Source organism: Kluyvera georgiana ATCC 51603, from assembly GCF_001654985.1.
GTDB classification, from domain to species: domain Bacteria; phylum Pseudomonadota; class Gammaproteobacteria; order Enterobacterales; family Enterobacteriaceae; genus Kluyvera; species Kluyvera georgiana.
This window is the reverse complement of the sequence record NZ_LXEU01000002.1, coordinates 61404-74025: the sequence shown is the minus strand read 5'-3', so window position 1 is coordinate 74025 and position 12622 is coordinate 61404. Positions and strand designations below refer to the sequence as shown.

The following is a 12622-nucleotide window of genomic DNA, read 5'->3' as shown; positions in this document are numbered from 1 at the left end:
CAGCCGAGCGTACCGTCTTCAGAAGGCCACAAATTATGCAACCCACACAGGATATTCTTGCCGAAGAAGTTCCCGTTGCGCTGGTCTACAACGGCATCTCCCACGTCGTGATGATGGCGACGCCAAAAGATCTTGAAGCCTTCGCCATCGGCTTTTCGCTGTCGGAAGGCATCATTGAACATCCCCGGGAAATTTTCGGTATGGATGTTGTCCCTGCCTGTAACGGCATGGAAGTTCGCATCGAGCTCTCCAGCCGCCGCTTTATGGGGCTGAAAGAGCGCCGTCGGGCGTTGGCTGGGCGTACGGGCTGCGGCGTGTGCGGCGTTGAGCAACTCAACGATATTGGTAGGCCGATAAAACCGCTGCCCTTTAGCCAGACGTTCGATCTGGCTCATCTCGATTACGCGCTCAGGCATTTAGATGACGTGCAACCCGTTGGCCGTGAAACGGGCTGTACGCACGCGGCAGCATGGATTATGCCCTCGGGCGAGCTGGTGGGCGGCCATGAAGACGTCGGTCGTCACGTCGCGCTGGATAAACTGCTGGGGCGTCGCGCCAAAGAAGGCGCGCTGTGGCAGCAGGGAGCCGCGCTGGTTTCCAGCCGCGCCAGCTATGAAATGGTGCAAAAGTCCGCGATGTGCGGCGTTGAAATTCTGTTCGCCGTCTCTGCCGCAACCACGCTGGCGGTCGAAGTGGCTGAACGCTGCAATCTGACGCTGGTAGGATTCTGTAAGCCGGGAAGAGCGACGATTTATACCCATTCGCAGCGCCTGATTGGTGGTTAATTTTAAATCAATTTTTTTGAATAATGACAACAAATCCTTCCGCTTTTAGTTGATCGAGATGTGACCTAATATTTATCACATCAAGGCAACACGCCTTATCCAAACAACTAAATTAAAGGGTTTATATCATGAAAAACATCAAAACTTTTGTCGCAGTTATGACTCTGGCCGCTTCTTTTGGTTCTTTCGCTGCGCAAACAGTGACCGCAACCGCCTCAACCATCGACGGTGCAGAAGCGAAAATTGCCGCTCAGGCTGAACAAGCAGGCGCCAGCTCTTACAAAATAACTCAGGCTTACACCGGTAACCGCGTGCATATGACCGCAGAACTGACCAAATAAGCCATTAGCTAGTGTCGAAAGAGCGCCCTCGGGGCGCTTTTTTCGTTTATACCCGACAGACGCAGCAATGTAGTGGCGGTGGCTATTCCTTTTGCGCGCCTGCTTGAGCCGCAGGCGAATAAAACGCAGGTCATTCATCGGGGTGAAGGCTCCATGGGATAGCCGGGCAGGCCAACGACCAGGCGACGTTGCTTGCGACCTGTCTGCCGGGCGCGCTGGAATTGAACACAATGGCGATTCTGCTGGCAGAGCAAAACTGAGTGTACAGAGATGCAGATATATATAATTTTGCATCTATTTTAAATAATCATATTATTTAAATAATACTTAATTTTTATTTGTTTTTAATTTTTATTGATTGGTTGTTATAGATAATATCCGATACTCTACTTTTATTCTCTTTCTGTGTTATCTCGCTCACGATCTTTCAAAGAACCTTATTTACGCACTAAAGTTTATTAGCTAGTGTTTTTGCACCTATTAAGAAATATATCTTTCTATAAAGGTTAATGTCCTCTATTGAGAAGATGATAAAAACATTCATCACCGTTATACAAATGCGCATGAAACCTCTCCTGGGATTTCCGGGTTGTTCTTTATTTCAAGGAAAGTGAATAATGAAGAAGTCGACATTAGCTATCGCTATTGGATTATTATTAGTGGCCAATACCGGTTTCGCTAAAACAGCGAAGATGACGTTGGAACAGCGACTGGAACAGTTAGAATCACGTCTGGAAGCAGCAGAAAATCGCGCCGAGCAGGCTGAGCAAAAAGTTCAGGACCTGCAGGTGCAGCAGGCGGCCGAAATTAAAGAAATTAAGGCGGCGCAGGGCAACACGCCTGTGAACGGCCAGACTCCTGCGGAAGAGACGAAGAAAAACGCTTCTACGCCTAACCTGGTGCTATCGGGTTATGGGGATCTGAAAATCTACGGCGACGTGGAATTCAACATGGATGCCGAAAGCAATCATGGCTTATTGGCGATGACAAACTCAACCTATGATGGCGACCCGACGAATGAAAAATGGGATGTGAACGGTCGTATTCTTCTGGGTTTCGATGGTATGCGTAAATTAGATAACGGCTATTTCGCAGGGTTCTCGGCACAACCTTTGGGGGATCTTTCCGGTTCGGTGAATATCGATGACTCGGTCTTCTTCTTTGGTAAGGAAAATGACTGGAAAATTAAAGTTGGCCGTTTCGAGGCCTACGATATGTTCCCACTTAATCAGGATACCTTCGTTGAACATTCAGGGAATACCGCCAACGATCTTTATGACGATGGTAGCGGTTATATCTATATGATGAAAGAAGGCCGTGGTCGTTCCGATTCGGGCGGCAATTTCCTGATGAGCAAACAAATTGATAACTGGTATTTCGAATTAAACACCCTGCTGGAAGATGGCACGTCATTGTATAACGATGGTGGTTATCACGGGCGTGAGATGGAACAGCAGAAAAATGTGGCTTATCTGCGCCCGGTTGTGGCCTGGTCCCCGACGGATGAATTTACCGTTTCTGCCGCGATGGAAAGTAACGTTGTTAATAATGCTTACGGCTACACCAATAAGAAAGGCGAATTTGTCGATCAGTCAGACCGTACCGGCTACGGCTTGACCATGACATGGAATGGGCTGAAGAGCGATCCGGATGATGGCATTGTGGTTAACGTCAATACTGCCTATCTTGATGCAAACAACGAAAAAGACTTCACTGCCGCGGCTAACGTACTGTGGAAGCGTTTTGAACTGGGCTATATCTATGCACATAACAAGATTGATGACTATGCAGGTGTTGTGTGTGACAACGATTGCTGGATTGACGATGAAGGGACTTATGACATTCATACTTTCCATGCCTCCTACCAGTTTGCCAACGTCATGGATATGCAGAATTTCAACATCTATCTCGGTACCTATTACTCTATCCTGAACAGCGACGGTGATGGTCACAACGGTGATGGATCTGACGATCGCTATGGCGCGCGCGTTCGTTTCAAATACTACTTCTAAAACAACAAAGGCCTCTGGAAGCAGAGGCCTTTTTCGTGGGTTAATCCAGGTAAAACACTTCCTTTAGCTCTGCGCTCACTGGACTGTTGTCCGGATTAGACGGCATCACGTCGGTCATGTATTTCCACCAACGCTGGCACACGTCGGTGTTGGCCACCGCATTCCAGCGCTCTTCAGACTCAATTTCGACGGTAGCAAACAGCAGATTGCGCGCTTGATCGAGATAAATCGTGTAGTGGTGCGCTCCGTGGGATTTCAGTACGGTTTCCAGCTCCGGCCAGATGGGATTATGACGGCGCTGGTACTCTTCGTGTGCGTTGGCGTTAACCTGCATCACAAAGGCTTTACGGATCATAATGCCTCCAGGTACAGCTCGCGGACTTCATCGCGGCTGGCGGTACGCGGGTTACAGGGCGCGCAAGGGTCAGCCAGCGCTTTATCCAGCCATCCTTCGATGTCTTCTTTGGTGACACCCAGTTTACTAAAACCTTCAGGAATGCCAACGCGCGCGCTCAGCTGACGAATGGCGTTAATGGCTTCCATGCTGGCGGCTTCGTCACTCATATTGCGGGTATCGACGCCCATCGCCTGTGCGACGCGGGCAAAACGCGCCACCGCGCTCGGGCGGTTAAAGTTTTCGATGATCGGCAGCAGGATAGCGTTACACACGCCGTGAGGGAGGTTGTGGGTTGCGCCTGGTTGATGCGCCAGCGCATGCACCAGGCCCAGACCGGCGCTGTTGAACGCCATCCCCGCCAGATACTGACCAAAGGCCATCTGCTCGCGGGCTTCCAGATTGTGGCCGTCGTCGACGGCTTTCGGGAGCCATAGGGTAATCAGGCGGATCGCTTCCAGCGCGTTGGCGTCGGTCAGCGGATGTGCGCCAACGGAAACATATGCTTCAACCGCGTGGGTCAGCGCGTCCATACCGGTTGCTGCGGTGACTGACGCAGGAATATCAAGCATCACGCTGGCATCGTCCACGGCGATGTCCGGAATGATATTCGAGTCGATGATGACTTCTTTCACCTGGCGGTCGGTGTCGATGATGACCGCGTTGCTGGTCATCTCGGCGGCGGTGCCGGCGGTGGTATTGATCGCCACCAGATGTACACCCGCGTTCAGCACTTTACCCACGCCAGAGTAGGCGGTGGATGGGCCTGGGTTGGCGGTCAGGATCTTAATCGCTTTCGCGGTATCGATTGGGCTGCCGCCGCCGAAAGCGATGATGTAATCGCAGGATTCCGCCTGGTACGCGGCATAACCTTTTTGCACCAGCGCTTCGGTCGGGTTAGGGAAAACCTCATCGAACAGGTGGTAAGACATTTTATGCGCATCCAGCGCGGTAAACAGGCTGTCCAGCAGACCCAATTTCACCAGCTGACCGTCGGTGACGATTAGCGCCTTGCCCCACTGTTTCCCGGCAACCAGGTTAACCATATCGGCAATGGCGCCCGCGCCGTGCAGGCTGATTTTTGGCAGTGCTAACATAAAACTCATGGTGTTCTCCTTAATACCTAACTTGTGAAATCCTGTGTTCCCTCGGCTGGTTTGCGGTGATGGTCAGGGAGGGAGAATGGGTAAGAGTTGTGCCTCAAGCGGGCTAAGAACTCATCCCATTAGCTCAGCGTTGAGATAATGGGATGCATTCTGAAGCCTGACCTCAATGGCTGAGGTCAGGCGATATGCTTATTTATACAGATTTAATGCGCTGGCCATCGGCGTCACGCCAAAGCGCTGGCCGAGAGCAATCAGTTCTTGCTGCGTGATGGTTTGCTTCATGCCGCCCATTGAGTACACCTTAACCAGCACTTCTGCGGATTTTTCGGCGGTATCAATCAGACCAAAGGTTTCGTCGAGCGTTGGGCCGCTGCCGAAGACGCCGTGGAACGGCCACAACACCAGAGAATGCTGACGCATTTCAACGGCGGTCGCCTGACCAATTTCATCGGTACCTGGCACCATCCACGGCAGAATGCCGACGCCGTCCGGGAAGACCACCAGACACTCGGTGCTGCCTTCCCACAGTTTACGGGTGATCAGCGCGCTGTCGTTTTCCAGTACGTAGGTCAGCGCGATCAGGTTGGTCGCGTGGCAGTGCATGATGACGCGGTCTTTGCCGTCGGTCAGTTTGATACGTTCGCAGTGCGACAGGAAATGCGCGGGCAGCTCGGAGGTAGGCACCGCTTCGTGAGTCAGCCCCCATAAAATGTGATAGCCCGCGCCATCGCTATCCACCTTCACGACGCCGAGGTTAGCGGACGGGTCGAGCTGCACGTTACGGAAGAATTTACCGGAACCGGTGACGATAAACGGCGTGTTCGCCAGCATTGGCATCGGTTGGCTCAGGGCGATATAGCGCGGTTCGGCGTGGAAATCGGCGGTGAATGGTGCGATATCCGCTTCGTCGAGGCGCAGCGTCAGGTTGCCGCCGTTGCGCTCGTCCCATCCTTTTAACCAGGCGTCAGAGGTGGCTTTGATCATGCCCTGGACGAACCAGGAGTCGGTAATATTCTGCATAGTCTTGTGGTTCCTGTTGTATCGGTGAGGTGTTTCCCCTCACCCTAGCCCTCTCCCCGTAGGGGAGAGGGGACTGTTCGGTGTTGTCTGGAGAGGGTTAATTACCCACGCTTGCTCAGGATCTCTTTCTCATACTGACGCACGTTCTCCAGCCACTGGCTGCCCGCTGGCGTATCGTTACGCTGGCAGTACATTTCCCACACCGCCTGCCACGGCAGGCACTTCTGTTCTTCCAGCAGCGCCAGACGCGCGGTGTAGTCGCCTTCGGCTTCCAGCTTGCGCAGCTCGGCGGTTGGCTCCAGCAGTGCGCGCAGCAGGGCTTTCTTCATGTTGCGGGTGCCGATAACCCATGCCGCAATACGGTTGATGGAGGCATCGAAGAAATCGAGGCCGATGTGTACACGGTCAAACAGATCGTGGCGGATGATTTCGCTCGCGATGGCCTGGGTTTCGTCATCCAGCAGCACAACATGGTCGCTATCCCAACGCACCGGGCGGCTGACGTGCAGCAATAAACGTGGCACGTACAGCATGGCGGCGGAAATTTTGTCGGAGATCACTTCCGTCGGGTGGAAGTGGCCAGCATCCAGGCACAGCGCGGTCTGGCGGCTGGTGGCGTAGCCCATATAGAACTCATTGGAGCCTACGGTGTAGCTCTCTGCGCCGATACCGAACAGTTTGCTTTCCACGGCATCAATGTGGTGCGCCGGGTCCAGTTTTTCGCCGATCACTTCATCCAGCGCGGCGGCCAGACGCTGGCGCGGTGCCAGACGGTCAACGGTGACGTCTTTCATGCCGTCCGGGATCCAGATATTCATCACCGACGGTGTGCCCAGCTGTTCACCGAAGTAAGCGGAAATGCGGCGGCTGGCCTTGCAGTGGTCAATCCAGAACTGGCGGATTTTCGGATCGGCGTGGGACAGGGTAAAGCCGTCTGCACTCAACGGGTGTGAGAAACAGGACGGGTTAAAGTCGAGGCCCAGCTTGTGTTTTTTCGCCCACTCAACCCAGTTTTTGAAGTGTTCTGGCTTAATTTCGTCACGCGCGACCGGTGTATCAGACTCCAGATAGATCGCATGCAGGTTCAGCCGTTTTGGCCCCGGAATTAGGCTCAACGCCTGCTCCAGATCGGCACGCAGTTCGCTGGCGTTGCGCGCTTTGCCCGGATAGTTACCGGTTGCCTGGATCCCACCCGTTAAGTTGCCCTCTGGATTTTCAAAACCCGCGACGTCATCGCCCTGCCAGCAGTGCATGGATACCGGCAGGCGATCCAGCTGGCGCAACGCCTCTTCGACGTCGATACCGACGGCGGCATAGCGCTGTTTCGCGAGTTCCCAGGCTTGGTCGAGTTGAGTGGTCATGCGCAAAGCTCCTTTGTCTGTCGTTGTTGCTGAAACTGCGCAACGTAGCGGGCAATTTCATGGTCAGGATGAGGGGTGAAGGTGGTGAGACCGTAGTTATGGGTCACGACCTTGCGGAAATCATCGACGTTGGAAAGTTCGTCCAGCGCCATTAATTGGATGCCGATGTTACCCAGCGTTGAGGCTTCGATTGGCCCCGCCACCACGGTGATGCCGCAGGCATCGGCGCACAGTTGGTTCAGCAGATGGTTCTGGCAGCCGCCACCCACGATGTGCAGTTGGCTAAATGGTTTGCCGCGCAGCTGCGCCAGCTCGTTGAGCACGTCGGCGTACAGCAGCGCGAGGCTGTCGAAAATGCAGCGCGCCAGCTCGGCGGCGTTGGCCGGCACCGGCTGTGCCGTTTCGCGGCAGGTAGCCTGAATTTCGGCGCTCATGTTGTGGGGGTTAATAAAGCGATCGTCGTTGGGGTTGATCAGCCAGCGGCAGGCGGGCAACTGGGCGGTGTCAGCGATAAGCGTTGGCAGGTCGCCCACGTTCTGCTCTTTCAGCACGCGCTGTAACAGCCACAAACCCATAATGTTTTTCAGCACCCGATAGCGGCCTTCGGCACCACCTTCGTTGGTGATATTGGCGCGCTGCGCTTGCTCGCTGGTGTAAGGCGTCTTGCTCTCAAAGCCCATTAGCGACCAGGTGCCGGAAGAGAGGTAGGCGGCATCGTTGCTCGCCAGCGGCGACGCAATCACCGCGCTGGCGGTGTCATGGCTGGCGACGGCAACCACCGGAATATCGTTGCCCTGCGGGCAAATCCAATGACCAATCACGTTGCCTGGATGCGTAGGCGTGCCGAACCAGGATGCCGGCGCGCCGGTCCAGTTGAGCAGGTCTTCGTCCCAGCTATCGCTGTGAATATTCACCAGCTGCGTGGTTGTCGCGTTGGTGTACTCCCAGTTCATTTTGCCGGTCAGCCGGTAGCTGAAATAGTCCGGAATCAGCAGCGCGTGCGCCGCCTGAGCGACCAGCTCCGGCTGTTGTTCAACCAGCGCGCGCAGCTGATATAGCGTATTGAACGGCAGGAACTGAATACCGCTGCGGCGGTATATATTGCTTTTACCTAACTGTTCCATCGCCATAGCCATCACGCCGTCGGTGCGGCTGTCGCGATAGGCGACCGGCAGGCCGACGCGTTGACCGTTTTTATCCAGCAGCACGTAGTCAACGCCCCAGGTGTCGATGCCGATGCTGTCGATACGGATGCCTTCATCGCACACTTTGTTAAGGCCGGCGCGGATTTCCGCTTCCAGGCTGTCGATATCCCAGGTATCAAAACCCTCCTGCTGATGCAGGCTGTTAGTGAAACGGTGGATTTCGCGCAGTGAAAGCAAACGCGACCGGGCATCGTAGCGCGCCAGCATTACGCGTCCGCTTGAAGCGCCTAAATCGACGGCCACACAATGGCGAAAAGTCATGGCAAAAGTCCTTCTGAGAGTCATTACCGCTCAGTCTAAAAAAAGGACATCGTCACTACCTTCTCGTTACTGACAGACGCCATTGGCCGCTGGCAAGAAAGCAAAGATGAACGTGAGAGAGTTCACAAATTCCCGCGATAATGCGGCTTTCAGGGGGTGTGATACTGACCTCATTTCCCGAACTTTCCGGCTGTTTCTTGAAAAAAAGACCGGGTTTGCGCGCTTTGCTGTCAAAACGTCAAGGTGAGATCCCTCAGTGAAGATTACTATCCTGATAACATTTCTCATTTGGTGGGCGTTGTTATGACCGTATTACACAGCGTGGATTTCTTCTCTTCCGGTAAGTTGCCTGTTGCGATCGAACCTCGGCTTCCTCAGGCGGCTTTTCCTGAGCATCATCATGATTTTAATGAGATTGTTATCGTTGAACACGGTACGGGTATTCATGTCTTCAATGGTCAGCCGCATACGATTTGTGGTGGCACCGTTTGCTTCGTGCGCGACGTCGATCGTCATCTGTATGAACATACCGATAATCTCTGTCTGACCAATGTGTTATATCGCGCTCCGGATGCTTTCCAGTTCTTGTCAGGTCTTAACAAACTACTGCCGCAGGAACAGGATGGCCACTATCCTTCCCACTGGCGGGTTAACCAGAGCACGTTACAGCAGGTGCGGGCGATTGTAGGTCAGATGGAAGAAGCCAAAGACAGTACCGATATGATGTCGCTGGCCAACCGTGAAATCCTCTTTATGCAGCTGCTGGTTTTGCTGCGTAAAGGCAGTCAGGTGCAGGGCGCTATTGATAACGATGCCCGCCTGAATCAACTAATGGCGTGGCTGGAAGATCACTTTGCCGAGGACGTATGCTGGGAAGCGTTGGCCGAGCAATTCTCGCTATCGCTGCGCACGCTGCACCGCCAGTTGAAGCACTGCACCGGCCTGACGCCGCAGCGTTATCTGAACCGCCTGCGGCTGATTAAAGCGCGGCATCTGCTGCGTCACAGCGATGAAAGCGTGACCGATATTGCTTACCACTGCGGGTTTGGTGACAGCAACCACTTCTCTACGCTGTTCCGTCGTGAGTTTAACTGGTCGCCGCGCGATATCCGCCAGGGCCGGGATACGGTGCTTCAGTAACGCGAAGGCAATCACCGTTTTTTACCGTAAAACGGCTAATAATAGTAAGTTGTTAGTCGTTGAGGTATCAGCGTGTCAGGCCAGTTAATCCTTCGAAAAGACGAGTTTTTCGCCAGTTCCGCACAGGCCGTTGCGGTGGCGGATCGTTATCCGCAGAACGTTTTTGCTGAGCATACCCACGAATTTTGCGAGCTGGTGCTGGTCTGGCGCGGCAACGGCCTGCATATCCTCAATGACCGTCCCTACCGTATTACCCGCGGCGATTTGTTCTATATTCGCGCCGAAGATAAACACTCCTACGCTTCCGTTAATGATTTGGTTTTGCAGAATATTATCTACTGCCCCGAACGCCTGAAGCTCAATCTCGACTGGGTAAGCCATATTCCCGGCTTACACGGTTCGCCCTGGGTACCACACTGGCGCATTGGCAGTACCGGAATGACACAGGCGCGGCAGATTATGACCCAGTTGGAGCACGAGAGCCGCAAAGAAGACGCGCTGGCAAACCAGATGTCTGAACTGCTGTTTGCCCAACTGGTGGTGTGTCTGAAGCGCTACCGTTATGCCACCGACAACCTTGCGGCAACGCAAAGTGAAGCGCTGCTGGATAAACTGCTTACCGCGCTGGCGGGCAGCCTGAACCGGCCTTTCGTATTAGATTTCTTCTGCACACAACAGGGATGCAGCGAGCGCGCGCTACGCCAACAGTTCCGTACCCAGACCGGAATGACCGTAAACCATTACCTGCGTCAGTTGCGCATTTGCCATGCGCAATATCTGTTGCAGCACACAGAGCTACTGATTGGTGAAGTGGCGATGCGCTGCGGGTTTGAAGACAGCAACTATTTTTCGGTCGTGTTCAACCGCGAGATTGGTATGACGCCGGGGCAGTGGCGTCAGCGCAGCAGGATTGCAGCCTAATACATAATATCTATTTATATATTTAAAATATCTTGATACTTATTGTTAGGCAGGAATAAATAAAAGTCAGCGCTCTGTGCAATAAATCACAGTTGTTCTTTTGTTTTTGTTTTACTCTCTATCAATCTATTCACGGGGGTGCTTTATCAATGATGACCAACTCATTCATTATTAAGAGCATAGTTTTAATTTTGCTATCAATCGATCGCAAAATTAAAACTATGCTTGATGAAATATGTTGGTTTAATTCTGTTAACGCCCTTGCGGAAAACGAGGAAATTGAACAGGAATGCATGGATACGCAAATGGCGGAGAGCTGGTCCTCTCTATGGGACTGCGCGGGTGAAGCGCTTTGCGTGAGCGTTCGCCAACGCTGCCATCGACTAGCCCGCTTCAGTCTACGCTTTCCTCAGGTGTTACTGTGTCGTCGCAAACGCGATGAACTGGCGTTTAGTTTCCGTAATTCCAGCCTCCATCAGCTGTTAGTCTGCCGCCACACAAGCGGGGCGGACGCTGAGCATCATATTTTTCAACATGTTAGCCCTACACAAAGCACAATGCGCTTTTTAGCCATTGTGCTTTTTTTATTGCCAGAATCTAAGGGGAATCATTATGTACATTGTTTGCGTTGCTGCTTGTCCAACCGGCGTGGCTCATACCTATATGGCCGCTGAGTCTCTTGAAATGACAGGGAAAAATCGTGGACATGAAGTGAAGGTTGAAACGCAGGGTAGCCTTGGCGCGGAAAACGAGATTATGCCGGACGATTTGGCGCGTGCTGATGCGGTGATCATTGCCGCAGATGTTGCGATTAGCGGCAAGGAACGATTCGACGGGATGGTTAAACTTGAGTGCAGCGTTTCCGATCCGATCAAATATGGTGATGCGGTATTTGAGGCCGTAGAGCAGGAGGTGGCAAATGGCTAAGTTTCAGGGGGGAGGTAAGCCGTCAGCAGGTATTGAGGTGAAAAATGCCATTATGACCGGCGTATCATGGATGCTGCCGTTCGTGATTGCGGGTGCGGTGCTGATGGGGATCGCCCGTATAGGCGCTTCCATCTATGGTATTGATAATATATGGGATGCCAGCTACGAACACGCCGGTATGGTGGTACAGCTGCTGCATAAGTTTGACGGCTTCGGCGGTCTGGCATTATCGCTGATGCTGCCGGTGGTGGCGGGCTATATCAGCTTTGCTTTGGCCAACAAGCCAGGCCTGGCGCCGGGCATGGTGGGTGGTCTGCTGGCAAGTAATTTGGGTACCGGGTTCCTGGGCGCTCTGGCCGCAGGTTTCGTGGCCGGGTACATCGTGCGGGCGCTCAACCGCTATATCAAATTACCGAAGTCGCTGGCGTCCGCTGGCCCGATCTTTATTCTGCCTGTGGGCGGTACGCTGTTAACCTGCGTCATCATGGCCTTTGTGATTGGCACGCCGCTGGCGGCGTTGAATCACGGTATGGAAAGCTGGCTGTTGTCGATGTCCGGGACCAACAAAGTTGTGCTGGCGGCGGTGATTGGCGGGATGGTGGGGTTCGACCTCGGTGGGCCGGTCAATAAGGCGGCGGTCACAACGGCCATGGCGCTGCTGGCGTCAGGTATCTACGACCCGAACACGGCGGCACAGGTAGCGATTATCGTTCCGCCGATTGGTCTGGGGGTGGCAACGTTGCTGTGGTCATCACGCTTCCCGGAATCACTGCGCGAGGCGGGTAAGGCCTCTACGCTCATGGGGTTAATTGGCGTATCTGAAGGGGCCATCCCGTTTGCCTTATCCAATCCGCGCATTATCGTGGTTAACGTGGTCGGGTCTGCGGTGGGTGCCGCGATGGCCGTTGGCCTGGGGGCCGTGAACCATGCCCCGATTTCCGGGTTTTACGGGTGGCTGGCGGTCGAAAAATGGCCGGTTTATGTGCTGTCGATTGTCTGCGGTTCCGCGATTATCGCCTGCGGATCGCTGCTGATTTTCCGCGGCCAGGCGGCAACGCCAGAGGTAAAAAAAGACGTAACGGCACCGAAATTTAAAGCCAGCCGTTAAACGCGCCATCGGCGCATCTGAATTAATTTCCCCTGCGCTCA

At 53.7% G+C, this 12622-nt stretch carries 12 protein-coding genes and 1 pseudogene; 8 read left to right on the top strand and 5 right to left on the bottom strand.

Annotated features, from left to right (window positions below; genetic code table 11):
* The first annotated feature begins 35 nt into the window (after positions 1–35).
* The 4 genes and pseudogenes from fdhD (at position 36) to M989_RS00335 (ending at position 3138) form a co-directional block, all read left to right on the top strand.
* Positions 36–785, top strand: coding sequence for a formate dehydrogenase accessory sulfurtransferase FdhD (gene fdhD, locus M989_RS00345; RefSeq protein WP_342447176.1), 750 nt, complete (start codon positions 36–38; stop codon positions 783–785).
* Between the two features lie 128 nt (positions 786–913).
* The gene (locus M989_RS00340; protein WP_064540453.1) at positions 914–1126 is read left to right on the top strand and encodes a YdgH/BhsA/McbA family protein; all 213 of its coding nucleotides are present in this window, start codon (positions 914–916) and stop codon (positions 1124–1126) included.
* A gap of 72 nt (positions 1127–1198) precedes the next feature.
* Positions 1199–1341: pseudogene (locus M989_RS25980) on the top strand (transcriptional regulator); the annotation flags it as partial.
* A 402-nt stretch (positions 1342–1743) separates the two neighbouring features.
* Positions 1744–3138: a carbohydrate porin gene (locus M989_RS00335; protein WP_064540450.1), complete on the top strand. Its 1395-nt coding sequence runs from the start codon at positions 1744–1746 to the stop codon at positions 3136–3138.
* A gap of 40 nt (positions 3139–3178) precedes the next feature.
* Here the strand turns inward: M989_RS00335 and rhaM are convergent, their stop codons facing one another.
* From rhaM to rhaB, 5 genes are all read right to left on the bottom strand, one after another.
* Positions 3179–3493 carry an L-rhamnose mutarotase gene (gene rhaM, locus M989_RS00330; protein ID WP_064540447.1) on the bottom strand — a complete coding sequence of 105 codons (315 nt, stop codon included), beginning with the start codon at positions 3491–3493 and terminating at the stop codon, positions 3179–3181.
* Positions 3490–4638: a lactaldehyde reductase gene (gene fucO, locus M989_RS00325; RefSeq protein ID WP_064540444.1), complete on the bottom strand. Its 1149-nt coding sequence runs from the start codon at positions 4636–4638 to the stop codon at positions 3490–3492. The genes rhaM and fucO overlap by 4 nt, the downstream gene beginning before the upstream one ends.
* Positions 4639–4827: 189 nt before the next feature.
* Positions 4828–5658: a rhamnulose-1-phosphate aldolase gene (gene rhaD / locus M989_RS00320; protein ID WP_064540441.1), complete on the bottom strand. Its 831-nt coding sequence runs from the start codon at positions 5656–5658 to the stop codon at positions 4828–4830.
* Positions 5659–5759: 101 nt separating this feature from the next.
* A complete protein-coding gene (rhaA, locus tag M989_RS00315) occupies positions 5760–7019 on the bottom strand; it encodes an L-rhamnose isomerase (RefSeq protein WP_064540438.1) in 1260 nt (419 codons plus the stop codon).
* Positions 7016–8485 (bottom strand): rhamnulokinase, encoded by a 1470-nt coding sequence (rhaB, locus tag M989_RS00310; RefSeq protein WP_064540434.1) that lies wholly within the window; start codon positions 8483–8485, stop codon positions 7016–7018. The genes rhaA and rhaB overlap by 4 nt, the downstream gene beginning before the upstream one ends.
* 303 nt (positions 8486–8788) lie before the next feature.
* On the opposite strand from rhaB, the gene rhaS reads away from it, so the two are divergent.
* The 4 genes from rhaS (at position 8789) to M989_RS00290 (ending at position 12581) form a co-directional block, all read left to right on the top strand.
* Positions 8789–9625 carry an HTH-type transcriptional activator RhaS gene (rhaS, locus tag M989_RS00305; RefSeq protein WP_064540431.1) on the top strand — a complete coding sequence of 279 codons (837 nt, stop codon included), beginning with the start codon at positions 8789–8791 and terminating at the stop codon, positions 9623–9625.
* A 72-nt stretch (positions 9626–9697) separates the two neighbouring features.
* Complete coding sequence (rhaR, locus tag M989_RS00300; RefSeq protein ID WP_064540428.1) at positions 9698–10546, top strand: HTH-type transcriptional activator RhaR; 849 nt, start codon at positions 9698–9700, stop codon at positions 10544–10546.
* Between the two features lie 612 nt (positions 10547–11158).
* Complete coding sequence (locus M989_RS00295) at positions 11159–11473, top strand: PTS fructose transporter subunit IIB (protein ID WP_064540425.1); 315 nt, start codon at positions 11159–11161, stop codon at positions 11471–11473.
* Positions 11466–12581 (top strand): PTS fructose transporter subunit IIC, encoded by a 1116-nt coding sequence (locus M989_RS00290; RefSeq protein WP_064540421.1) that lies wholly within the window; start codon positions 11466–11468, stop codon positions 12579–12581. Before M989_RS00295 ends, M989_RS00290 begins: the two co-directional genes overlap by 8 nt.
* Positions 12582–12622 lie beyond the last annotated feature (41 nt).